At 59.8% G+C, this 764-nt stretch carries 1 protein-coding gene; it reads left to right on the forward strand.

Translation table 11 applies throughout. From position 1 onward, the window contains the following. The first annotated feature begins 136 nt into the window (after window positions 1-136). Window positions 137-667: a hypothetical protein gene (locus VI25_RS21710; protein WP_055562881.1), complete on the forward strand. Its 531-nt coding sequence runs from the start codon at window positions 137-139 to the stop codon at window positions 665-667. Window positions 668-764 lie beyond the last annotated feature (97 nt).

Below are 764 nucleotides of genomic sequence, written 5' to 3' on the forward strand. Positions count from 1 at the left end.
CGCATCCCGGGGTTGATTTGATTTTTGCTCACAATGACCCCATGGCGCGGGCGGCCCACCAAGTAGCCCGGCAGCTCGGCCGAGCCGAGCGCTACACATAATTGGGGTAGATGGCCTTCCGGGGCCGGGCAATGGCTTGCAGTTGGTGGAAGATGGCGTGCTAAAGGCGACCCTGCTGTACCCTACCGGAGGAGAAGAAGCCATCCGCACGGCCCTGCGTATTCTGCGCCATGAGCCCTACGTGAAAGATAACGTACTGGGCACGATGGTCATTGACTCGCTGAACGTAGGTACTGTACGCGCCCAAACACAGGCCTTGGTTGCCCAACGGCAGGACCTGCGCCGGCAGCAGTTGCGCCTGAAAGAACAGATGCGCCGTTATGCCAGCCAGAAAATCACAGTCTATCTGCTCCTGGCAAGCTTAATGGTGGCCACGCTGCTGGGGGCCCTAGCGTGGCGGTCCTCGCGCCTGAACCGTCGCATTCGGGAAGTACTAGAGGGGCAGAACGCCCAAATTAGCGCCCAGCACAACCAGATTGCACAACTGGCCGAGGAAGCCCGTCGGTCGTCGGAGGCCAAGCTGCGCTTTTTCACCAACTTCTCTCACGAGCTGCGCACCCCGCTCACCCTCATCTTGGGCCCAGTAGAAGACTTGCTCACCAACTAGTGAGCTAACTGCTGCCCAGCCGCCACCGACTTGCAGCCTGGTGCGCCGCAACACCCAGCGCTTACTACAGTTGGTAAACCAGTTGTTGGATTTTCGC

Source organism: Hymenobacter sp. AT01-02, assembly GCF_000961955.2.
Taxonomy (GTDB): domain Bacteria; phylum Bacteroidota; class Bacteroidia; order Cytophagales; family Hymenobacteraceae; genus Hymenobacter; species Hymenobacter mucosus.